We start from the raw sequence: 22,469 nt of genomic DNA, 5'->3' as shown, positions 1-22,469 counted from the left end.
CCAGGACTTCTCAGGCGCGGATCACCGCCTCCGGGAAGTCCTGCTCCAGTTCGCTCTTTAGCCAGTCGATAAACCACGCCACGTCCGCCGAGAGTTCGGCGGACGGCGTCAGCACCCGATAGCTTTCCAGCTTCACTTGCGCGTCCACCACCCGCACCAGCTTGCCGCTATGGAGCTCTTCGCGCACCAGCACTTCGTTGGCCAGCGCAATGCCCTGCCCGCTCTCGGCCACCGACAAGGCGTGGTCGTTGTTGACGTAGAGCATGTCCGAATTGAGGTGGATGTCGAGGTCATTGGCGGCGAACCACAGGTTCCACCACTCGCCGTCATCGACGTGGATCAGGTTGTGCTTCACCAGGTCCGCGGGACTGTCGATGGGCTCGACGCTGGCCAGATAATCGGGGGAACAGATCGGAAACACCCGAGGACAAATCAGGCTGGTGCGCGAGTGGGCATATTGGCCGTCCAACCCGTAGACGATGCCCAGGTCAGCGCTTTTGCCATCCACCTCGGTGAAGGTCGAATTGGGTTCGATGGCGAATTTCAAGCCCGGACGCAGGTGCCGCATAGCCTCGATGCGCGGCATCAGCCAGCGCTTGGCAAACCCCGGCACCACCATGATGCGCAGCCAGCGTTCGGCGTGCTTGGGTTGCGCCTCTTTTCCGGCCTCGATGATCAACTGCAAGGCGGCGGTGATCTTGCGGTGGTACTTCTCCCCCGCCGTCGTCAGGTTGACCCCGCGAGAGGTGCGCTCGAACAGTTGGATGCCTAGCCAGTCTTCCAGCAGTTTCACGTGGCGGCCGATGGCCGGCTGGGTCACGTGCAGGGCCTTGGAGGCTTCGACATAGCTGCCCAACCGGGCCGCGGCATCAAAGGCACGCACTGCGTTGAGCGGCGGCAAACGGTGGTCAGGCATGGTATTAGGGCGCCTTCTGCTGTTAAATTTTTTAACAGCCCCTATGTTAAAATTGAAGTTTCGCCCCCGCAACCCCTCGCTGATAATCGATCCACAGCAAAACAAAAAACAGCTGGTTACAACACCCGAACGCAATCTCGATCCTGCCCAGAAAAATAATATCCATGGCCCGACGACACAGCTGTTTTCAGCACGTGCGCAGGCGATGGGGGAATCGGAGGTAACGCATGAATGCCCTGCATTCGCTGCAAACGCTGGCGGTGTCCATCCGCTCAGTGCGCAAAGTCTACGGTGATCCAAAGACTGGCCCGGTGGCGCTCAAAAGCATCGACCTGGACATTCGCGACAACGAGTTCTTCACCCTTCTCGGCCCATCGGGCTGCGGCAAAACCACGCTCCTGCGGATGATCGCCGGGTTCGAATTCCCTACCGAAGGCGAGATTCTGCTCTACGGCGAAAACATCGCCGACCGCCCGCCCTTCCAGCGCCCGGTCAACACGGTGTTCCAGCATTACGCGTTGTTCCCGCATATGACCATCGCCGAGAACCTGGCCTTCGGCCTTGAGTCCCACCCGATGGGCAAAGTCCTGAACAAAACGCAATTGGCCGAACGGGTGCGCGAGATGCTCGCCCTGGTGCAGATGGAACGCTTTGCCAACCGCAAGCCGGCGCAACTTTCCGGCGGTCAGCAACAGCGTGTCGCCCTGGCTCGTGCATTGGCGCCGCACCCCAAAGTCTTGCTGCTCGACGAACCGCTCTCGGCGCTGGACCTCAAGTTGCGCCAGGCCATGCGCGAAGAGCTGAAAACCATTCAGGCCCGCACCGGCATCACCTTCATCTTTGTCACCCATGACCAGGAAGAAGCCTTGACCATGTCCGACCGCATCGCCGTGTTGTCCGAAGGCGAGGTGCAGCAGGTCGGCCGTCCGGAAGACATCTACGAACGCCCGCGCAATCGCTTCGTGGCGGATTTCATCGGTGAAACCAACTTCATCGAAGGCACGGTCACCCGCATCGAAGACGGCCTGGCCTGGTTCGCCGGCCCCGCCGGTCATCCATTGCCTGCACAGCCGTGCAGCGATGTTCGAGTCGGGGCCAACGTCGCACTGTCCGTACGCCCCGAGCGTTTGCATCTGGTGCCGGGCAATACCGAATGTGCCTTGCCATGCCGAATCGAAGCGCAGATCTACCTCGGCACCGACCTGCAATACCAGGTCAGCCTGAGCGACGGTTCGCGCCTCACCGTGCGCACCCCCAACTGCGTCGACCAGAGCAAACGCTTCGCCGTCGGCACCCAGGCCGGTCTGTTGTTCGACCAGGGCAGCGCCAGCGTCCTGCACGATTGAGCACGAGGAATCGCCATGCACGCTTTACCGATTGCCAATACCCTGGAACGTCGGCGGGCCTTCCAGAGCTTTCTCGGGGTCAGCCCGGCGCTGATCGCCATCGGCCTGTTCCTGATCGTGCCGATCCTGATCGTCATCGGTTACTCGTTGATGGAGGCCAACCCCTACGGTGGGGTGAACAAGGTATTGAGCAGTGACGCCTACACCTCGTTGCTGTTCGAACGACAACTGGATGACAGCCTGGCCTTCGCCGACTCCTACCTGATCATTGCCCTGCGCTCCATCGGCATCGCCGGGCTGACCACCCTCATCACTTTGCTGATCGGTTTTCCGGTGGCGGTGTGGCTGGCCATGCAGCCGCCCCATCGTCGTGGTCTGCTGATCTTTCTGATCACCGTGCCGTTCTGGGCCAACCTGTTGATCCGCACCTATGCGTGGATTCTGCTGCTGCGCAATACCGGGGTGATCAACAACAGCCTGATGGGCCTCGGAGTGATCGACCAGCCGCTGCAACTTCTCTACACCGACGGCGCGGTGCTGCTGGGGCTGGTTTACACCTACGCGCCCTTCGTCGTACTGCCGATCTACGCCACCCTGGAAAAAATGGACATCCGCCTGCTCGAAGCGGCTCAGGACCTCTACGCCGGACGCATTCGAACCTTGCGCAAGGTGGTGTTTCCGATCGCCAGGCCGGGGATTCTCGCCGGCGCCATTCTCACTTTCGTGCCTTGCCTGGGCGCGATGATCGCCCCGGAACTGCTCGGTGGCGGCACGCGGATGATGCTCGGCAACCTGATCTTCCGGCAGTTCAGCGATGCGCGTAACTGGCCATTCGGCGCGGCCCTGTCGCTGGTGCTGATGGCGGCGGTGATGTTGGTACTGACGGTTTATGCCCTGCGTGCCGAGCGCCAGCGCATCGCCAAAGGAGGTGCGTGATGATCAGCCTGTTCAAACGCAACACGCTGGGTGTGCAGGATTTCCCGGGCTTCGGCGGTTTCAGTTTTCTGTTCTACCTGTACCTCTACGCGCCGATCGTGGTGCTGGTGGTGTTCTCGTTCAACGCCAACCAGTCGGCCACGGTGTGGACCGGTTTCAGCCTCGACTGGTATCGCGCGGCCTTCGCCAACCAGGCCCTGCGCCAGGCGGCCGGCAACAGCCTGTTGATCGCGGTCTGCGCCAGCATGGTCGCCACGGCCATCGCCACCCTCGCCGCCCTCGGCACTTCACGGGGTGCGAAGTTCAAGGGCCTGCAACTGTCCATGGGCGCGATCATGTTGCCCCTGGTGCTGCCGGAAATCGTGGTCGGCGTCGCCACCCTCGCGCTGTTCTCCACCATCGGCCTGTCCCTGGGCTACGGCAACCTGATCATCGCGCACACCGTGTTCTGCATTCCGTTTGCCTTTCTGCCGATACGGGCACGCCTGAACGACATGGACCTGTCCCTGGAACAGGCCTCGGCCGACCTGTATGCCGGCCCGTGGCGGACCTTCCGCAAGGTCACCCTGCCGCTGCTGATGCCGGGGATTTTCTCCGGGCTGATGCTGGCCTTCATCGTGTCGCTGGATAACTTCGTGATCTCGATGATGGTCTCCCAGGCCGGCACCACGACCTTGCCGATCTTCATCTTCGGCCTGTTGCGCATGGGCGTGACACCGGACGTCAACGCCGTCTCGACCCTGATCCTGGGCGTCTCGGTGCTGTTCGTCACGCTCTCTTATCTGCTGGGCAAAAAGAAAACCTGAACCTTCTACGTACTGTGGGGAAATAGCATGAGCAAGTTGATTGCAAGCATCGGCACTTCGTTGTTCCTGACTTTACCGCTGACCATGGCCGGCAGCGTTCAGGCCTCGGAAAAACTCAACGTGGTGAGTTGGAGCGGTTACTTTTCGCCGGAGATTCTCGCCAAATTCCAGAAGCAGACCGGCATCGAAGTCACCGTTGACTCCTACGATTCCAACGAAACCCTGCTGGCCAAATTGAAGCAGGGGGGTGCCGGTTATGACGTGGCGATCCCGTCGCACCAGTTCGTGCCGATCCTGATCAAGGAAAAACTGCTGGAGCGTTTCGACCCGGTCAACCAGCCCTACTACGCCAGCGTCGTCGACAACCTGAAAAAACCCACCTGGGACCCGGAAGGCGCCTACTCCGTGCCGTTCATCTGGGGTACCACCAGCGTGGTGCTCAACACCGAGCGCTACAAGGGCCCCACCGACAGCCTCAAGGTGCTTTACGAGCCACCGGCCGAACTGCAAGGGCGGATCAACATGTTCGACTCGGTCAGCGACGTGGTGGACATGGCCAGCCTGTACCTGAACATTCCGCTGTGCAGCGAAGACCCGAAGCAGATGCAGCAGGTTCTGACCCTGCTCAAGGCGCAGAAACCCTTCGTCAAGACCTATAGCTCAAAGGCCGGCTCGATCCGCGAAAACCTCGCCTCGGGTGAAATCGACATGTCGACCTTCTGGGGCGGCTCGTCGATGCGCGCCCGGGAGATGAAACCGAGCCTGAAATACCTGTACCCGAAAGAAGGTGTGCTGGCCTGGGTCGACAACATGGTCATCCCGACCGGCAGCAAGAACCCGGCGAACGCCAAGGCCTTCATCGCGTTCCTCAGCCAGCCTGAAAACGCGGCGATGACCCAGAACTTCCTCAAGCACCAGAGCCCGATCAAGGGTGTGGAGCCGTTCCTTGATGCGAGCCTCAAGGACGCGCCGGAACTGCACATTCCCGAAGGCACCAACGTGGTGTTCAGCAAGACTTGCGGCGAAGGCGCGATCCGCCTGGCCGACCGTCTCTGGACCAACCTGATGCGTTGATCTCTACCGCCCCGACGCGATGGCGGGGCGTTTTTCCAGCCGTCTGAAAGGCCGCTTGCAATGAACTCTAATAACATCAGCGAACTGGTCCTGTTGCAGGCCCACGAGCTCGCCGAACGCATCCGCCTGCGCCAGGTTTCCTGCCGGGAAGTGATGCAGACTTATCTTGCCCACATCGAACGCTTCAACCCGCAGGTCAATGCGCTGGTGAGCCTGCAAGCGCCAGAAGACCTGCTGGCCCGGGCCGATATCCGCGATGCCGAACTGGCGAAAGGCCAATACCGTGGCTGGATGCACGGCCTGCCCCACGCCATCAAGGACTTGTCCCTGACCCGTGGCATCCGCACCACCCTGGGTTCGCCGCTGTACAAGGACTTCATCCCCGAGCGCGACGGCATCATGGTCGAGCGGATCAAGGCCGCCGGCGCGATCATCATCGGCAAGAGCAACACCCCGGAATTCGGCCTCGGCTCGCAAAGCTATAACCCGCTGTTCGGCGCGACCGGTTGTGCCTACGACCCGAGCAAGACCGCAGGCGGAAGCAGCGGTGGCGCGGCGGCGGCGCTGGCCATGCACCTGGTGCCGGTGGCCGACGGCAGCGACATGATGGGCTCACTGCGCAACCCGGCGGCCTTCAACAACATCTTCGGGTTCCGTCCGTCCCAGGGCCGCGTGCCCTTCGATGACAGTGCCGACCTGTTTATCGACCAACTCGGCTACGAAGGCCCCATGGCTCGCAGCGTGCGCGATGCGGCGTTGCTGTTGTCGGTGCAGGCCGGGGCCGATGCGCGGGCGCCACTGTCCATTGCCCAGCCCGGCAGCGTCTTTGCGGCACCGCTGGATCGAGACTTCAAAGGCACGCGTCTGGGCTGGCTCGGCGACTTCAACGGCTACCTGCCGATGGAGCAAGGCATCCTCTCGCTGTGCGAGAAGGCCTTTGTCGACTTCGAAAGCCTGGGTTGCCACATTGAACCGGTTCAGTCCGAATTCGCGCCAGAGAAGCTGTGGAGCAGTTGGCGGACGTTGCGTCACTGGATGGTCGCCGGTTCGTTGGGTGCGACTTATGCCGACCCGCAAAAACGTGCGCTGTTGAAACCGGAGGCCTGCTGGGAAGTGGAAAACGGCCTGAAACTCTCGGCCACCGACGTGTTTGCCGCCTCGGTGACGCGCAGCGACTGGTATCGGGCGATCTCCAGGCTGTTCGAAAAATACGACTACCTGCTGCTGCCCAGCGCCCAGGTGTTCCCGTTCGATAAAACCCAACCGTGGCCCGCCGCCATCGAAGGCGTGACCATGGACACTTATCACCGCTGGATGGAGGTGGTGATTCCCGGCACCTTGTCCGGCTGCCCGGTGGCCAACGTCCAGGTCGGCTTCAACGCCAGCGGCCTGCCCATGGGCCTGCAAATCATCGGCCGGCACCAGGCCGACTTCGCCGTCCTGCAACTGGCGCACGCGTACGAACAGGCCAGTCGCTGGTTCCAGCGCTGCCCTTCACCCCTGCTCAAAGGATAGATTTTGATAAACGGTTGAAAGCGCAGAGAAATATTTTAGATTTATGCTTGACGCATCCCCGTTACCGGTGAATAATGCGCGCCACTTGGCTACATAGCTCAGTTGGTTAGAGCATAGCATTCATAATGCTGGGGTCCGGGGTTCAAGTCCCTGTGTAGCCACCAAGTACTAAAAACGGCTTACCGCAAGGTAAGCCGTTTTTTTATGCCTCGAGAAAAGTACGCTACGGCGACAGGAAATCCTGTGCCGCCGTATTGAAGTTGTCGCATCGGATTTCGAATGGCTGCCAAGGCAGACAGGGGCAGGCCCCTACGCCCGTTGGCCGCAGAAACGTCATTGTCCGCGAAGGCGCTCGATGAAACCTGCGATTCGGCCGCACGCATCACTGAGCGCTGCGTCGGAGACCGTGAACGAGATGCGTACGAAGCCCGTGGTACTGGCGCCAAAAGCGCTGGCATCGAGTACGGCAACACCGGTTTCACGGAACAGTTGCCAGGCAAAGTCCGTGCTCGACAAGCCCGTCTCCCGCACATCCACCAGCATGAACATGCCCGCCTCAGGCACCTTGCACTTGAGCAGCGGCACGTGGCGCAATCCTTCGACCACCAGGTCTCGGCGCCGACGGTAAAGAGCCCGCCCTTCCCCGACCACTTGCTCATCCAGCTCCAGTGCCTTGAGCGCGGCGGCCTGAATGAACCCCGGCAAGCCGTAGAGCATGCACAGCAACAGGTTATCGAGGTGGCCGATCAGCTCTTGCGGTCCCACCACCCAGCCTACCCGCCAGCCGGTCATGGCATGGGATTTGGACAGACTGTTAAGCACCACGGTGCGCTCGGCCATGCCCTCAAGGGTGGCCACACTCTGGTGCGGACGGTCATAGGTCAGCTGACCGTAAACCTCGTCGCTGATGACCCACAGGTTATGGCGTTGAGCAATCAGCGCAACGGCCTCCAGCTCCTCGCGGGTGTAGACGTTGCCGGTGGGATTGTTCGGCGTGGCCAAGGCGATGCCACGGGTCTTGTCGGTCACCACCGCTTCCAGCGCGGCCAGGGTCAGGCGGAAGTCTTCTTCGGCCGGCTGGGCAATCGGCACCAGGCATGCACCTGAAGCCTGGATGCTCGCCGCGTACGTCAGGTACATGGGTTCCGGCACCAGCACTTCATCGCCTTGTTCGAACAGGCACATGGCCGTGGCATACAAACCGTTCTGTGCGCCGGCCACCAGCGCCACGTTGTCGGCGGACACCGGCTGGCCGAGCAACGCCGACTGCTTGGCGGCAATCGCTTCGCGCAGGGCCGGGCGACCGATCACGTGGGTGTAATGGGTGTCGCCCTCATTGATTGCCTGAACCGCTGCCGCGCATATTTCATCGGCAGTGGCGAAATCCGGATCGCCGATGCTCAACACGATCGCATCTTCACCGCGAGCCTGTGCATCACAGGCTGCGTAGTGAATGTCCCAGGCGGTGACGGTTTCGCCACTGATGCGTTTGACCATGGACGAATATTTCATATGACACTCCTTATGAGCCCTTGGGCCGATGTGTCCATCGACCTTGAAGTCAGGCCTGACGTTGCGGCGTTTTGCCTATCCGGGCAAAACCTTGCTCAATGACAATCGCCAGGATGATGTAGATCACCGCCACCACCAGCAGCGGCTCATAGACACGTAATGTTTGCGAACGTACCAGGTTTGCCGCGCCCAGCAAGTCGGTAACCGCCACGGTCGAGGCCAGCGCCGTGGCCTTGAGCAGCATCACGCTTTCCCCGGCCAATGTCGGGCGCAGCATCTGCAAGGCGCGCGGCATCCACACCCGGCGCAACACCAGCCAGGGGCGCATGCCATAGGCCCGCGCGGCTTCCAGTTCGCCACGCGGTACAGCGCGCAAGCCACCGCGCAACACTTCACCGACGTACGCGGAAACGCTCAAGGTCAGCGCGAACGCCACGTACCAGAAGCCTTCTCGCAAGTACGGCCAGAACATGCTGCCGCGAATCAGCGGGAAGGTCGCAAAAACACTGCCCACGCCGTAGTACAACACGTAAATCTGCACCAGCAGTGGCGTCCCCCGCAGCACGCTGGTGTAAAAGCGCAGGCCGTTGGACAGCAAGCGGTTCTTCGACAAGCGCCCCAGCGCCACGAGCACCGCCATGAAAAAGCCGATAACCCCCGAGATCAGCAACAGCTGCAGGGTCAGTCCGGCGCCCTTGACCAGCTCCTGGTAAAAATTGCCCAACCAATGAAAGTCCATGCTCGCCCTCCCCTTATGCGTGCCGTGGCATCCAGCGTTCGAAGCGCACTTCGACCCGCCGGAAGACCGAGCTGGAAACCAGCGTGATCAAGTAATAGAACGCTGCCACGGCGAGGTAAAACAGCAAATAGTGCTTGGTCGATGCCGCCGCCTGGCGACCCGCTGTCAGCAATTCGCTGTAACCCACGACGCTGATCAAGGCGCTTTCCTTGACCAGCACCAGCCACAAGTTGGATAACCCGGCGATCGCGAAGGGTAGCATGCACGGCAGGATCACCCTCCTCACCAGCAAACTGCGGGAGATTCCGTAGGCGCGCGCCGCTTCAATCTGACCGTGGGGGATGGACTCGATCGAACCGCGAATGATTTCCCCCGAATAGGCACCCTGCACAATGCCCAGCACCACCACGGCAGCCATGAACCCGTTGATCTCGACGCTCGGCTGGCCGAATGCGGCCAGCGTCAGGTTGATCAGATCGGCACCGGCGTAGTAGAGCAGCAGGATCAGCAGCAATTCCGGCACCGCGCGGTAGAGCGTGGTGTAGCAATTGGCGCAAACGACCATCCAGCGCGGCCCCTTGAGCTTGACCATGGCCACGACCAGGCCGATGGCCAGCCCCAGGACAAAGGCCCCCAGGGAAATCCCCAGGGTCTTGACCATCCCCTGGGCCAAGGCCTGGAGCCAGCCATCGCTGAAGAACAGCCGGGAAATATCAGAAAGTGTCATGAGCACACCTGCGTTGGGTTTGCCGGAAGAAGCTGATTACTCAAGGGCCGAGATATCAGACTTGAAGTAGCGCTCACGGATCTTTTCGTAGCTGCCGTCGGCACGCAGCGATTGCAGCGCCACGTTCAAACGCTCGCGCAGGGCATCGTTGCCTTTGCGCACACCCGCGCCCACACCATCGCCAAACAGCGGGTCAAGCGGAGCCACGCCCTTGCTGGCGAGCATTGAGTTGTCGGGGTTGTCCAGCAGCGGCTCAACCACCAATTGGTCGGCCAACATGATGTCGACGCGACCACTGCGCAGGTCCGCGAGGATGTCGTCCTGGTCGTTGTAATAACGGATGGTGGAGGTTTCGCCGTAGTACTTTTTGACGAACGCGGCGTGGGTGGTCGAACCCTGCACACCAATGATCTTGCCCTTGAGGCCGGCCGGGGTCGGCTCGAGCTCCATGCTGCGATCACCGATCCACAGTGCGCGGGTGAAGAAGTACGGCTGGGTGAAATCGATCACTTGCTGACGCTCGGGAGTGATCGACAACGAGTTGAGCACCACGTCAACCTGTTGCGACTTCAGGGCCGGAATCAGGCCGTCCCAGGACATTTCGTTAAGGCTGCAATCGGCCTTCATGCGCTCGCAGACTGCGGTGATCATCTCCGGTTCAAAGCCACTCCACTCGCCCTTGCCGCTCTTGAAGGAGAACGGCGGGTAAGGTTCCAGGGCGATACCAAACACCAGTTTGTCAGCAGCGAACGAGGTGCTGGCGATGCCGGCCAGCAGGCAGGCTTGCAGGGTGATCAACAGAGTTCTCTTCATGTCTTGATGCCTCTTTTCAGGTTGTAGTTATCGAGGTGAAAACATCAGTGCGGGTTATCCGCGATTGTCCTGGGCCATCACGAATTGACGGCAACGCTCACTGCGTGGATCGAGCAATACCTGCTGCGGCGTACCTTCTTCTTCGATCCGGCCTTGATGCAGGTAGATGACCTTGCTCGACACATCGCGGGCGAAGGCCATTTCGTGGGTGACCAGAATCATCGTCCGCCCCTCTTCGGCGATGCCCTGAATCACCCGCAACACTTCGCCCACCAGCTCAGGGTCCAGGGCCGAGGTCGGCTCATCGAACAGCATCACTTGCGGGCGCATGGCCAGGGCCCGGGCAATCGCTACGCGCTGTTGCTGGCCACCGGACAGAAACGAGGGATACACGTTTCGCTTGTCGATCAGGCCGACTTTTTCCAGCAAGTGCTCGGCATGCGCCGTGGCTTCCTTGCGGTCCTCGCCAAGTACGTACACCGGCGCTTCGATAACGTTTTCCAGCACGGTGCGGTGGGGCCACAGGTTGAAACTCTGGAACACCATGCTCAAGCGCGTGCGCAGACGCTCGACCTGACGCGGATCGGCGATCTGCGCGACGCCACCACGCCCTGACTTCAAACGCACTTCCTCGCCGTTGATTCTCAGGCTGCCGCTGCAGGGGATTTCCAGCAGGTTGATGCAACGCAGCAAGGTACTTTTGCCCGAACCACTGGAACCGATCAACGAGACCACCTCGCCCTCTTTGGCGCGCATCGAAATGCCCTTGAGCACGTGGTGATCGGCATAGCTCTTGTGCAGGTCATCGATGGCAACGACTGCGGTGTCCGTGTGTGACTGGGGGATATTCACGTGGGTGAGTGCTTGCACGTCTGGATCCTCGAATTCTGATTGTTCAGGCAGGCCGGGCAACGCCACGACTATTCGTCGTCGCGCGCCGGGATCCACCACTCTTCACCACGTACGGTGCGTATGTACTCCGGCCAGCGGAAGCGATGAGGGGCTTGAAAGTCGGCCGGCAATAGCGGCGCCTGCCAGTGCTCGCCACCGATGCCGCCGCCGGTGCGCTGGTTGAACTCGTCCGTGGCAGCCTTCAGCAGGTCTTCGTTGCAGAACAGGTCGAGCAAGGTGTTGGCAATGGTTTTCGCCGCCACCTCGATCATCGGGTCGATGGTCTGCGGTATGCCGCCCAGGGCATTGGAGACCCAATCCGGGTACACGTGGCCGGCGGGAGCGCTGAGCATCGGGCGGGCCACCAGCAGACGCACGGTCGGGCAATGCCAGGTGTATTCGGGGTAGTCGTCGGAGGTCAGGTACTTCTGCCATGCCGGCATTTGCAGGCGCATCTGCCGTTCGCATTCCTGCGGGTCGATCAGTTGTTCAGTGGCTGGCAGGAAGGGCTCCGCCATCGGTTCCAGGCCGAGATTGCTCTGGATCTGGCGGGCAATGTCACAGGCCTCGGCGCCCCAATGCGGTGCGCCGACGGCGGCCAGGTTGCTGTACGTCGCACGCGCCAGCACGTGGTTGGGCAGCCCCCCACGGGACTTGCAGACCCAGGTCTTTTTCCACTGGCAACCGGTGGCCATCGCTGCAGCGGCGGCGTTGTTATCCATCACCTGGGAAATGGTTTCGGCCTGCTCGATCGAGTCGCAACGCAGCAGGTACTGGATCTGTGACAGGTGCGGTGGCAGGTTGTCTGCGGTGGCCTGCCCGGCCGTCAGGATGGCCTCGTTGTAACTCCACAAACCGGTGAACGGCAGGGTCGAACGGCGCAGGCTTTCGTTGAGGTTGTAGAAGTGCATCAGCGCATCGTTGGCGCCCGGTGCCCGCGCAGCCAGGTGATTCTGCGGGATCGGACTATAGCGGTCGGCGGCAATCCAGTGTTCCGGGTCTTCGCAGGTGAAGCTGTAGATGTAGGCGTAAGCAATGCCGCAATGGGTATCCCAGGTGGTGGTGTTGTTCAGCGGCAACATGTAGGTGGGGTGAAAGCTGATCGCCGCATCCAAGTTGTCGTAGTAACCCTTGGCCGCGTGTACGGGTTTGGACGCACGGAGCTTTTCCGCCGGCTCACCAAAGAAACGAATGGTGCCCTCGATGCCGAACTCAAGCATCGCCGCCTTCGCCGCGAGCACCCCGCCCAACGCACTGATGCCGAGCGCAGAATGCGGGTCGGTGTGGCCAGGAGCGAATCGCGACAAACCTTCGCGGGGCATCTTGCGGGTGGTGGCAGCCTGGCAGTTACCGGGGACCGCATCGTATTCGGCGTAGGTTGCCAGCACCGGTCCCTGGCCATTACTGAAGGTTGCGCAAAACGCGGTGGGCATGCCGCCGCTGTTTTCTTCGACGGTGAAACCTTCCTTGCGCAACAGATCCACATACCAGGCACAGGACTTGTACTCGCGAAACGCTGGCTCCGCGTAGTGCCAGATGATCTGGTGCCAATCCGATAACTGCTGGCGATGCTGGTCGATCCACTTCAGGGCAAATCTCTTCTGCAATTCCATGCGGTTCACTCCTAACGGTTCAGCAAATGGCGGCTCAGGCAGACAGAAAAGCGGCGGCGTCCAGCTCCAGCAGAATCGGCTGACGGATGTGGGCCTGGCTGGCAAGTACCTCGCGCAACTGCTCAAGGCTGCTTATGGCGATGTGGGCGACGTGGCAGGACTTGGCCAACGCGGCAAAGTCCGGTGGCAGGATGTCCACGCCCAATGGGGGAATATCGCGGTTGGTCATGTAGTCGCGGATTTCGGCATAGCAGTGGTTGTTCCACAGCACCACGATCACCCCCAACTCTGCTTCACGGGCAGCGATCAGTTCGGCACTGGAGAACTGCACGCCGCCATCGCCGACCACCGCCACCACGGGACGATCGGGCGCGGCGAGCTTGGCGCCGATGGCCGCCGGCAAGCCGTAACCCAAAGTGCCAAAGCCGGTGCCGGCGTTGAACCAGCTGTTGGCTTGCGGGGCGCGATAACCCAGCGCGCCCTGATACACCGGCTGGGTCGAATCGCCGACCACGATCGGCGCGGGCAGACTGTCGCGCAGGGTGTCGAGCATCTGCTGCATGACGTTCTGCTTGCTGCTCCAGCCGGACCGTTCGGCAGCGTTGACCTGTGCCACACGCTGATAGGCCCAGTCGCTGGCGGCGGCTTCAGGCACTGCCGCCAGGAGCGCTTGCAGCCCTTGCCCGGCATCGCCCAGCAAGCCCACGTCGGCGCGAGCCGCCCCCAATATCTGCAAGGGATCGATGTCCAGGCGAATCAGCGGCGCATTGAGTGACAGCGGGCCCAGACCAAAGAAGTCGTAATCGGTTTCCCCCAATTCGGTACCGACTGCCAATACCACGTCGGCTTCGGCAAACAGTGCACGGCCATGAGCCGACGACTGCACCCCGTCGAGCAACAGCGGGTGCTCCGGCGCAAGCAGGCCACGGGCATTGGTGGTGAGGGCGACCGGCGCCTGCAACTTTTCCGCCAGTGCCTGCACCAGCGGGCCTGCGTCTCGGGCGCCGCCACCGGCGAGGATCAACGGCTTGCGCGCCGTCGCCAGCAGCTTCACCGCCGCCGCAATATTCGCGGCAGCCGGCGCCGGGGCTTGCGGCAAGGTACGTGGGCGCAGGTCGAGGTTGTCGGCCGGCATTTCCAGCACGTCCAACGGAATTTCGATGTGCACTGGACGCGGGCGGGCACAACCGAACAGCGCGAAGGCACGGGCAAGCACTTCCGGCAATTCCTCGGGCCGCTGCAAGGTATGGCTGAAGGCGCAGACCCCGGCAACCACTGCACGCTGGTCGGGCATTTCATGCAGGTAGCCATGGCCCAGGCGTTGATGTTCGCGGCGGCTGGTGGTGGAAATCACCAACATCGGCACCGAGTCGGCGTAGGCCTGGCCCATGGCGGTGAGGATGTTTGTCATCCCGGGGCCGGTAATGATGAAGCATACGCCAGGCTTGCCGCTGGCCCGGGCGTAGCCGTCCGCCATGAAGCCTGCACCCTGTTCGTGACGCGGACTGATGTGGCGCAGAGAACTGCCGTGCAGCCCGCGATAAAGCTCGACCGTGTGCACACCGGGAATGCCGAACACCGACTCCACGCCGTAGCCTTCAAGTAACCGGACGAGCGCCTGGGCACAACTGGTCATGCGAGCACCTCTTTATTCTTATTGGGAATGCCAGGCTCACAGAGACCTGAACCGAGGGCCCTAGTATTGGTGACGAAACGATTACATCAATCGAAATAAATTTGCGTCACTGTCAAATTTTATTGAACGGTCTTATGGCGCATTTCGGCGTGTCGCTGCCGGTCAATGGATCATTTTGCTCACCTGTGACGGGTAAATTATTCGATTGATGGGGCCACTCATTTTCATAAAGATGGAACCCTCGGCACTTGCCCCTCTGTCTCAAGGAACGCTTTATGCGCGTCGAGCATCAGCCCCTGTTGACCCGCAACCCCTGTACCCAGCGGCACCTGATCAGCTTCCATTACGGCCAGCCGGGACGCGCCGGCAAGGTTTATCTGCAAGCCAGCCTGCACGCCGACGAATTGCCCGGCATGCTGGCACTGCATCACCTGCGTGGAATGCTCGACAGTGCCGAGGCTCGCGGACAGATTCTCGGGGAGATCGTGCTGGTCCCCATCGCCAATCCGATTGGCCTCGAACAGACCTTGATGCACGACGCGATGGGGCGTTTCGATTTCAACAGCGGTGAGAATTTCAATCGCCGGTATCCTGATTTGGCCGAGACAATCAGAGATCGGCTGGCCCATGAGCTGACCGGGGATGCCGATGAAAACCGGCAGATCATTCGGCGCGCCATGGCCAGTGCCCTGAAACAGATCCGCCCGAGCAGCGAGATCGACTCGATGCGCCAGGCACAATTGCTGCTGGCCCACGACGCCGACTTCGTCCTCGACCTGCATTGCGATGCCCAGGCCGTGGTTCACCTGTACGGAGAAACGCCCTGTTGGTCGCAGATCGAACCGCTGGCACGCTACATCGGCGCACAGGCCAGCCTGCTGGCCAGCGGTACGGGCGCCGGTTCGTTTGACGAGGCTTGCGGTCAACCCTGGTGGCGCCTGGCCGAAGCGTTTGCCGGGCGCTTTCCGATCCCTTCCGGCTGCGTCGCCGCTACCGTCGAGTTACGCGGTGAAGCGGATGTCGATCATGCATTGGCCCGCGTCGATGCCGCCGCCCTCTACGCCTTCCTGCAACACCGGGGCATCCTCGCCGGCACACCGCCGCCGATGCCCGCCCTGCTCCAGCCCGCAACGCCCTTCGACGGCTCGCTGACCTTGCGCGCCCCCTGCGCCGGGCTCGTGGTATTCCTGCACAAACCCGGCGCGTGGATCGAGCGTGATGAACCGGTGGTGCACGTCATAGACCCCATCACTGGCGCTACGCAGGTTGTATGCAGCTCCATCCGTGGCGTGATGTACATGCGCAGTGCGATTCGCTTTGCGGCGGCGGGGGTTGAATTGTGCAAAGTGGCCGGGGCTACGGCACTCGAAGGCGGCGTAATGGTTTCGGCGTGATGGTGCCGCGGTCACAGGCCAGCCTGGACCGCGGCCATCGGCCACTGAGGAGGGTCAGTTGCGAACCGTCGGTAATGCCGACAACGCCCGCTCCCAGATCTGCCAGGTGCGCAGCCAGACCATCGCCTGCCAATCGGCGTCGGCGGGATAGAACTGCTCAAGCAGATTCAGCTTGATCTCGCGCCCCGTTGCGTCATTCGGGTTGCCGTGCAGATGCAGCCAGTGATCATCGCGCAGATGACGGTGAACGTCCGGTCCCGGATAAGTCCCGCACTCAATGACAAACGGCATCAGGCGCACCTGCGGCAGTGCATTGATCAGCGCCTGCGAGGTGTAGCCGGTGGCCGTTGCCGCCACACCGGTTTCGCTGACGGTGTCGGCGCCGGTTTGCAGGCTGAAGAGCCACGGGCCATAAATCGCCTGCGCATCCGACAACGCCGGATAGGCGGTCTCGGTGATGGTCAACAACATCGGATGACCGTACTCGCCAGCGCCGGTGTGCAAGTCGAAACACATGGCGACCTCGGCATGGGCCACGTGCGTTTGCACGATCTTGTGCAATGTGCGGTTCGACCAGCTCGGCGCCAGCCCGCCGAAAAACAGGCCGTCGGGATGAGCATGCTGACCGCCCTCGACAATCGACATGACTGCCGGCCAGCCGTGCAGGTGAATCTGCTCGTCGAGCAAGGCATCGGCACGATCACGATCCGGGCCGTGCAGCTGCGGGCAGGCATAGATTTCATGCAGGGCGTTGTAGGCCTGGTTGTCTGGCAGCGGTCGCTGGAAATCCAGGTGATTGCGGTTCAGATCGATGTTGTCTTCGTTGACCCGGCGCAACCACGCCATGCCCCAGGGGTTGATGGCATGGATCATGACCACGGCGACATCCGTTGGCAGGGAGCGCTTGCCCAACTCCTGCAGCCATTTGATCTGGCAGCCCGAACCATAGAAGCCTTCGACCCCGTGAGTGCCGCTCAACGCGATCAGCAGCCGCTTGGCGCCCGGATCACCCAGTACCGCCACATCGGTGCTCAGGGGTTCGCCGAACGGCCCTTTGAGTGGGTGTGGATACTCCGTCAGCGTTGCGCCTGCCGTGGTCGCCGCGGCCAGGAATTGTTCACGCTGGGTGCGATAGCTGGAATGGGTGGGGAACTCGGTTTGCATGTCTGCCTCTTGTTGATTTACCGGCCTGCCTGTTGGCAACGACCCTACAGAAAATTCCGCCATTGATGAAGGACAAAAACATCGGTGCCGCCGGACCCGGTTTGCGTCCCTCCCGGTCGGCCGATAAAGTCCACTGATCGTAGATCCAACGGACGGAGTACCCCACGTGTTCTCAACCTACCCTTTGCGCCGCTATCGCCTGCCAGCCCTGGTTCTGCTCGCCAGTACCCTGACCCTGACCGCGTGCAACAACGCTTCGGTGCCGACGCTGCCGCTTGCACCGGAAAGCGCTTCGGGCTTTCGCACCGACCTGAAAACCCAACACGCCGAGAAATACATGGCAGCGGCGGCCAACCCGCTGGCGGCCGAAGCCGGGCGGGAGATGCTGCGCCGGGGCGGCTCGGCCATCGACGCGGCGATTGCGATGCAAGCGGTGTTGACGCTGGTTGAGCCACAGTCTTCGGGCATCGGTGGCGGCGCATTGATCGTACTCTGGGATGGTAAGGCCGTGCGCACCTACGACGGGCGTGAAACCGCCCCGGCCGGCGCCACCGAGAAGCTTTTCCTGCAACCCAACGGACAACCGATGGGGTTCACCCAGGCGCAGATCGGAGGCCGCTCGGTGGGCACGCCCGGCGTATTGCGCGCCCTGGAACTGGCCCATCAAAAACACGGACGCCTGCCTTGGGCGCAGCTGTTTGAACCGGCCATCCGGCTCGCCGAGCAAGGTTTTGCCATTTCACCTCGATTGCACCAGTTGATCGCTGCGGATTCGTCCATGCCGCGCTCACCGGAAATGATGGCTTACTTTCGCAATGCCGATGGCAGCCCAAAAGCCGTCGGCACAAACCTGAAGAACCCGGCCCTGGCCGCCGTGTTCAAACGCATCGCCCATGAAGGCCCGGATGCCCTGTACAAAGGCCCGGTCGCCGAGGAAATTGCGACCAAGGTTCAGGGTCACACCAACCCCGGCAGCCTGTCCCTGACCGACCTCGCCAACTACCAGGCCAAGGAGCGCGCGCCGCTGTGCACCGACTACAAGCGCTGGCAAGTCTGCGGCATGCCGCCGCCGTCATCGGGCGGGATCGCCGTGGCGCAGATCCTCGGTACGCTGCAAGCCCTGGAGACTCGCGACAAGCGCATGGCGCTGGCACCGCTGAAACCGGTCAAGACCACCGCCTCGGCCGGTATCGAACCCGACCCGCAAGCCGTGCACCTGATCTCTGAAGCCGAACGCCTGGCTTACGCCGACCGCGCTCAGTACGTCGCCGATTCCGACTTTGTACCCGTGCCGGTCAAGGGCCTGGTCGACCCGGTCTACCTCGCCAGCCGCGCCGCCCTGATTGGCGAACGCAGCATGGGCACGGCCAAACCCGGCACTCCGCCGGGCATCCGGGTGGCCTATGCGCCAGACCGTTCGCCGCTGCGGATTTCCACCTCGCAGGTGGTGGCCGTCGATGACGCCGGCGGTGCCGTGTCGATGACCACTACCATCGAATCGGCGTTTGGCTCGCACATCATGGTTCAGGGTTTCATGCTCAACAACGAGATGACCGACTTCTCGTTCATCCCCGAGGAAAACGGGCAAAAAGTCGCCAACCGCGTCGAGCCCGGCAAACGCCCGCGCTCCTCCATGGCCCCGACCCTGATCTTCGACCGCCAGAGCGGCGAATTCCTCGCCACCGTCGGCTCCCCCGGCGGCTCGCAAATCATCGAATACGTGGCCAAATCCACCATCGGCCTGCTCGACTGGAACCTCGATGCGCAAGCCGCCATCAACCTGCCCAACTTCGGCAGCCGCAACGGCCCCACCGAACTGGAACTGGGCCAGTTCAGCCCGATGCTGATTCAGGCGCTGAAAGACAAAGGGCACAGCGTGAGCGAGATCGACATGACCAGCGGCACCCAGGCGATTGTTCGGGTCAAGGACGCCCAAGGCAAAGCGTCGCTGACAGGCGGGGCCGATCCGCGGCGTGAAGGGCAAGCGCTGGGAGATTGAGTCGTACGCGGCGTTTTTTTATGCCTTTGAATCAAAAGATCGCAGCCTGCGGCAGCTCCTACAGGGAAACGCATTCCAATGTAGGAGCTGCCGCAGGCTGCGATCTTTTGATCTTTGCTATTAGGCCGTCAACGAATAGATCAACGCCGTAATCGCCACCAGGCCCACCGCCGTCGCTCCCGGTCGTTCAAGCCTAACGTTGCAATGCAATGAGAAAGGGCTTACCGGTGGGTAGGCCCTTTGTTTATGAGCAAGTCGCTATCGACTGATCTTCAACCCCTGCCGAACCTGGTGCTTCTCCAGCGCCAGCTCGATCAGTCGCGTCACCAGTTCGCTGTAGGTCATGCCGGTGGCCTGCCACAGTTTCGGGTACATGCTGATGCGGGTGAAGCCGGGCAGCGAGTTGATTTCGTTGATCAGCACTTCACCGGAGTCGGTCAGGAACACGTCGACTCGGGCCAGGCCGGAACAGCCCAGGACCTGGAACGCTTCGACGGCCAGGGCGCGAATGCGCTCGCTGGCCTCGACGCTGATGTTGGCCGGCACCACCACTTCAGCCGCCGTGTCGTCGATGTACTTGCTGTCGTAGGAATAGAACCCGCTGCGCACCACGATCTCGCCGCAGCCACTGGCGATGGCGTCTTCATTGCCGAGCACCGCGCATTCAATCTCGCGGCCGCTGACGGCAGATTCGATCAACACCTTGGTATCGAAACTCAAGGCCAGTTCCACCGCTGCACTGTACTCGGCCTCGTTGGTGACCTTGCTCACACCCACGGAAGAGCCCTGGTTGGCCGGTTTGACGAACAGCGGCAAACCCAACTTGCCCCGCACCTCGGCAAACCCGGTGCGCGCCGCCATGGCGCGGGTCAATGTCACGAACGGCGTCACGGCCAGGCCGGCATCGCGCAGCAGGCGCTTGCTGATGTCCTTGTCCATGCACACGGCCGAGCCGAGCACATCGGAGCCGACAAACGGCAGATCGGCCATGCGCAGCAAGCCTTGCAGGCAACCGTCTTCTCCGAGGGTGCCGTGGACAATCGGGAAGATCACATCGACGTGACCGAGCATTTCCTGGCTGGAGGTTTCCACCAATTGCTGACTGGCTTTGCCCGGTACCACGGCCAGTTCGCGATTGGACTGATTGAGGGCGATCAGCGCCGGGTTTTCCTGGTTCAGCAAAAAGTTGGAGGGGTCGTTGAGGTGCCAGTGGCCTTGTTTGTCGATGCCGATCAACACCGGCTCGAAGCGTGAGCGATCCAGCGCATCGACGATGTTTTTCGCCGATTGCAACGACACCTCATGCTCGGCCGAACGGCCTCCGAAAATGATCCCCACGCGCAACTTGCTCATGACCTGGCCTCATACTGAAAAATAAACAACGACCTGTAGCGAATGCGCCCCACAGTGCAGTATTTGCCCTTGGTTTTCTAGCGGGCAAACCGCCATCCGATCAGAAGACAGCGAACCGTTGGCTGAGATACCGTGTTGCGCATCAAACTCAAGACGATCATCACCATGGCCAAGCGTCCGCCTAGCAATGACTGGTTCCTTCGCGCGCCCGATGTCGGCGGGCTGCAGCGTTTCGAGGCGTTTTTTGCCAGCCATGGCTATGATCTGCACCGCCACGACACCTATGCCATCGGTCATACCCTGGCCGGGGTGCAGAGCTTTCAGTATCGCGGCGGCTGGCGTCACAGCCTGCCGGGCGCAACGATCGTACTGCACCCGGACGAAGCCCACGATGGCGAAGCCGGCACCGAGTCCGGTTTCCAGTACCGGATGATGTACATCGAACCGGCGCTGATCCAGCAGATGCTCGGTGGGCAAGCGCTGCCATTCATCAAGACCGGGCTATCGAACGATCCCCGCCTGTTCGCCGCCACGGGCGCGTTGCTGCGCAGCCTGGATTACCCGCTCGATCCACTGGAAGAACAGGACGCGCTGTTCGATCTGGCGCAAGCCATGAGCACGGTTTCCGGCGCGGCGGGCAAACGCTCGGGTTTCGATTACGTGGCCGCGCAGCGTGCGCGGGAATACATCCACGGCGCCCTGGATCGCACCGTGACCCTGGATGAACTGGCGCAGCACAGCGGTCGGGATCGCTGGAGCCTGTCCCGGGATTTTCGCCTGTTGTTCGGCACCAGCCCCTACCGCTATCTGACCATGCGGCGCCTGGACCTGGTCCGTGCGCTGCTGATCCAGGGTCAGAGCCTGGTCAGCGCCGCGCTGATCGCAGGCTTCACCGACCAGAGCCACATGACCCGGCAATTTAGCAAGACCTACGGCCTGTCACCGGCCCGCAGGATCAACATGCAGCGCCGTTGAGCCACGCACAATCGTACAAGAAGCGCGTTGAGTCGCTGGCTATCGTGGGTTCACCAACCACCGCGAGAGCTGTTTCATGAATGCTTACGAAAGCCTGAACTTCGCTGAAAAAATCAGCCGGATCGATTCCCACTGGTCGCCCCGGGTCATCGCCGAAATGAACAACTACCAGTTCAAGGTGGTGAAGTTGCTGGGGGACTTTATCTGGCACGACCACCTCGATACCGACGAAACCTTCATCGTGCTCGAAGGCCGGTTGCGCATCGATTTTCGCGATGGTCACGTGCTGGTGAACGCCGGGGAAATGTACGTGGTACCCAAAGGCGTCGAGCACAAGCCTTGTGCCGAGCAGGAGGTAAAACTCCTGCTGATCGAACCCAAGGGCGTGCTCAATACCGGCAGCGAAGGTGGTGAGCGCACGGCCGAGAATGATGTGTGGATTTGAGCGCTGACCGACTCAAGCCTGCAAGGTCTTGCCGTCCACCGGCTCGCCAATGGTCAGGAAGTGCCCGCCCGCCACGTGGTGCAAGGTGCGCAAGGCATCTTGCCCTTCGAAGTGCCAGCGGCCTTCGCTGAACACACGTTCGTCTGCCTGGGCGGCAATCACTTCGGCCAGGAACAGATCGTACTGCTGGTGGTTGTTCGGCTCCGGCAACAGGCGACACTCCAGCCAGGCCACACAGCCTTCGAGCATCGGCGCATCGACCGACTCGCCGGTGAACGTCTGCAGGTCGTAGGTCTCAAACTTGTCGCGCCCCTGGCCCCGGGTCAATTCCAGGCCGGAGGTCGAACCGACGGTTTGCACAATGTCGGCCTGGGCGGCGCAGGGAACATTCAGCACAAAGGTGCCCGAGGCTTCCAGCAACTGGCGAGTCCAGGTGGACTTGTCCAGCACCACGGCAATTTTCGGGGGGTCGAAGTCCAGCGGCATGGCCCAGGCTGCCGCCATGATGTTGCGCTGGCCATCGTGGGCTGCGCTGACCAGCACGGTCGGGCCATGATTGAGCAGACGATAGGCCTTGGACAAGGGAACCGGACGGCGGTGGGAAGCGCTCATGGA

20 protein-coding genes and 1 tRNA gene are annotated in these 22,469 nt (G+C 61.7%); 10 read left to right on the top strand and 11 right to left on the bottom strand.

The annotated features are described in order from the left end of the window. Positions 1–10: 10 nt before the first annotated feature. A complete protein-coding gene (locus ACM6G4_RS07150; RefSeq protein ID WP_056726281.1) occupies positions 11–916 on the bottom strand; it encodes a LysR substrate-binding domain-containing protein in 906 nt (301 codons plus the stop codon). 227 nt (positions 917–1,143) lie between these two features. On the opposite strand from ACM6G4_RS07150, the gene ACM6G4_RS07145 reads away from it, so the two are divergent. The 6 genes from ACM6G4_RS07145 (at position 1,144) to ACM6G4_RS07120 (ending at position 6,757) form a co-directional block, all read left to right on the top strand. Next, positions 1,144–2,262 carry an ABC transporter ATP-binding protein gene (locus ACM6G4_RS07145; protein ID WP_414913357.1) on the top strand — a complete coding sequence of 373 codons (1,119 nt, stop codon included), beginning with the start codon at positions 1,144–1,146 and terminating at the stop codon, positions 2,260–2,262. Between the two features lie 15 nt (positions 2,263–2,277). Beyond that, positions 2,278–3,198: an ABC transporter permease gene (locus ACM6G4_RS07140; RefSeq protein ID WP_414913356.1), complete on the top strand. Its 921-nt coding sequence runs from the start codon at positions 2,278–2,280 to the stop codon at positions 3,196–3,198. After that, positions 3,198–4,004 carry an ABC transporter permease gene (locus ACM6G4_RS07135; RefSeq protein WP_056726284.1) on the top strand — a complete coding sequence of 269 codons (807 nt, stop codon included), beginning with the start codon at positions 3,198–3,200 and terminating at the stop codon, positions 4,002–4,004. The genes ACM6G4_RS07140 and ACM6G4_RS07135 overlap by 1 nt, the downstream gene beginning before the upstream one ends. A 27-nt stretch (positions 4,005–4,031) precedes the next feature. Then, positions 4,032–5,078, top strand: a complete 1,047-nt coding sequence (locus ACM6G4_RS07130; RefSeq protein WP_056726285.1) for an extracellular solute-binding protein — start codon at positions 4,032–4,034, stop codon at positions 5,076–5,078. A gap of 60 nt (positions 5,079–5,138) precedes the next feature. Next, positions 5,139–6,593: an amidase gene (locus ACM6G4_RS07125; RefSeq protein ID WP_414913355.1), complete on the top strand. Its 1,455-nt coding sequence runs from the start codon at positions 5,139–5,141 to the stop codon at positions 6,591–6,593. A gap of 87 nt (positions 6,594–6,680) precedes the next feature. After that, positions 6,681–6,757 (top strand) — tRNA-Met (locus ACM6G4_RS07120). A 169-nt stretch (positions 6,758–6,926) separates the two neighbouring features. Here the strand turns inward: ACM6G4_RS07120 and ACM6G4_RS07115 are convergent. The 7 genes from ACM6G4_RS07115 to ACM6G4_RS07085 are packed head-to-tail and all read right to left on the bottom strand — an operon-like array spanning position 6,927 to position 14,524. Further along, positions 6,927–8,105, bottom strand: a complete 1,179-nt coding sequence (locus ACM6G4_RS07115; RefSeq protein WP_056726287.1) for a pyridoxal phosphate-dependent aminotransferase — start codon at positions 8,103–8,105, stop codon at positions 6,927–6,929. Between the two features lie 49 nt (positions 8,106–8,154). Further along, complete coding sequence (locus ACM6G4_RS07110) at positions 8,155–8,844, bottom strand: ABC transporter permease (RefSeq protein ID WP_056726288.1); 690 nt, start codon at positions 8,842–8,844, stop codon at positions 8,155–8,157. A gap of 13 nt (positions 8,845–8,857) precedes the next feature. After that, positions 8,858–9,571, bottom strand: coding sequence for an amino acid ABC transporter permease (locus tag ACM6G4_RS07105; protein WP_056726289.1), 714 nt, complete (start codon positions 9,569–9,571; stop codon positions 8,858–8,860). A 36-nt stretch (positions 9,572–9,607) separates the two neighbouring features. Continuing rightward, positions 9,608–10,384 carry a transporter substrate-binding domain-containing protein gene (locus ACM6G4_RS07100; RefSeq protein ID WP_056726290.1) on the bottom strand — a complete coding sequence of 259 codons (777 nt, stop codon included), beginning with the start codon at positions 10,382–10,384 and terminating at the stop codon, positions 9,608–9,610. Positions 10,385–10,438: 54 nt separating this feature from the next. Then, positions 10,439–11,254 carry an ABC transporter ATP-binding protein gene (locus ACM6G4_RS07095; RefSeq protein WP_409078423.1) on the bottom strand — a complete coding sequence of 272 codons (816 nt, stop codon included), beginning with the start codon at positions 11,252–11,254 and terminating at the stop codon, positions 10,439–10,441. Positions 11,255–11,304: 50 nt separating this feature from the next. Beyond that, positions 11,305–12,888 carry an amidohydrolase gene (locus ACM6G4_RS07090; protein ID WP_414913354.1) on the bottom strand — a complete coding sequence of 528 codons (1,584 nt, stop codon included), beginning with the start codon at positions 12,886–12,888 and terminating at the stop codon, positions 11,305–11,307. Between the two features lie 34 nt (positions 12,889–12,922). Beyond that, the gene (locus ACM6G4_RS07085) at positions 12,923–14,524 is read right to left on the bottom strand and encodes a 5-guanidino-2-oxopentanoate decarboxylase (RefSeq protein WP_414913353.1); all 1,602 of its coding nucleotides are present in this window, start codon (positions 14,522–14,524) and stop codon (positions 12,923–12,925) included. Positions 14,525–14,799: 275 nt separating this feature from the next. Here ACM6G4_RS07085 and ACM6G4_RS07080 point away from each other — a divergent pair, with 275 nt between their 5' ends. Continuing rightward, complete coding sequence (locus ACM6G4_RS07080; RefSeq protein WP_414913352.1) at positions 14,800–15,918, top strand: succinylglutamate desuccinylase/aspartoacylase family protein; 1,119 nt, start codon at positions 14,800–14,802, stop codon at positions 15,916–15,918. 54 nt (positions 15,919–15,972) lie between these two features. Here the strand turns inward: ACM6G4_RS07080 and ACM6G4_RS07075 are convergent, their stop codons facing one another. Beyond that, positions 15,973–17,082 (bottom strand): DUF2817 domain-containing protein, encoded by a 1,110-nt coding sequence (locus ACM6G4_RS07075; RefSeq protein WP_223540954.1) that lies wholly within the window; start codon positions 17,080–17,082, stop codon positions 15,973–15,975. Positions 17,083–17,248: 166 nt separating this feature from the next. Between ACM6G4_RS07075 and ggt the strand changes: the two genes are divergently transcribed. Further along, positions 17,249–19,081 carry a gamma-glutamyltransferase gene (ggt, locus tag ACM6G4_RS07070; RefSeq protein ID WP_414913351.1) on the top strand — a complete coding sequence of 611 codons (1,833 nt, stop codon included), beginning with the start codon at positions 17,249–17,251 and terminating at the stop codon, positions 19,079–19,081. A gap of 258 nt (positions 19,082–19,339) precedes the next feature. Here the strand turns inward: ggt and ddlA are convergent, their stop codons facing one another. After that, positions 19,340–20,434: a D-alanine--D-alanine ligase gene (gene ddlA / locus ACM6G4_RS07065; protein ID WP_056726296.1), complete on the bottom strand. Its 1,095-nt coding sequence runs from the start codon at positions 20,432–20,434 to the stop codon at positions 19,340–19,342. 165 nt (positions 20,435–20,599) lie between these two features. Between ddlA and ACM6G4_RS07060 the strand changes: the two genes are divergently transcribed. Together ACM6G4_RS07060 and ACM6G4_RS07055 are read left to right on the top strand one after the other, a co-directional pair. After that, entirely contained in the window at positions 20,600–21,409 is an 810-nt protein-coding gene (locus tag ACM6G4_RS07060) for an AraC family transcriptional regulator (protein ID WP_414913373.1), read from the top strand. Positions 21,410–21,485: 76 nt separating this feature from the next. Continuing rightward, a complete protein-coding gene (locus ACM6G4_RS07055) occupies positions 21,486–21,854 on the top strand; it encodes a cupin domain-containing protein (protein ID WP_056726297.1) in 369 nt (122 codons plus the stop codon). A 12-nt stretch (positions 21,855–21,866) separates the two neighbouring features. Here the strand turns inward: ACM6G4_RS07055 and ACM6G4_RS07050 are convergent, their stop codons facing one another. Continuing rightward, complete coding sequence (locus ACM6G4_RS07050; RefSeq protein WP_056726298.1) at positions 21,867–22,466, bottom strand: flavin reductase family protein; 600 nt, start codon at positions 22,464–22,466, stop codon at positions 21,867–21,869. Between the last annotated feature and the right edge of the window lie 3 nt (positions 22,467–22,469).

Origin of the sequence: Pseudomonas sp. IT-P258 (assembly GCF_949767825.1) — a bacterium.
In the GTDB taxonomy this organism is placed as follows: Bacteria; Pseudomonadota; Gammaproteobacteria; order Pseudomonadales; family Pseudomonadaceae; genus Aquipseudomonas; species Aquipseudomonas monachiensis.
Note: the sequence above shows the minus strand (reverse complement) of the source record. Positions and strands in the feature narration are given on the sequence as shown.